Consider the following 291-nt stretch of genomic DNA (forward strand, 5'->3'; position numbering starts at 1 on the left):
GTATTGTAATATCTGAATTAAAAAAATTAATTAAGCAATAATTTTCGCATTCAATATAGACTGAGTTCTTATCTTCGTACGTAGCAAAAGTATCTTTATTACAGCCAACATATGCAGAACAACCTTCAGCAATAAGCTTACCACCTAAAGTAATAGCTGTACTGCAGGCAGGTGTATAAAAAAGTGATTTATTAAAATGCGAAATGTTTTCACAACTTACATAAATGGAATTTTTTGTTAACAATTGTTCTTCATTTCCATGAGAAAGTCCAACAAAGACAAAATGCTTAC

At 29.9% G+C, this 291-nt stretch carries 1 protein-coding gene; it reads right to left on the reverse strand.

Going from position 1 to position 291, the window contains the following annotated elements; translation table 11 throughout:
* The coding region (locus SB752_RS32245; protein ID WP_410719473.1) for a hypothetical protein at nt 1-291 on the reverse strand (291 nt) is incomplete at both ends.

The organism is Brevibacillus sp. SIMBA_040, from assembly GCF_046535075.1.
Lineage (GTDB): Bacteria > Bacillota > Bacilli > Brevibacillales > Brevibacillaceae > Brevibacillus.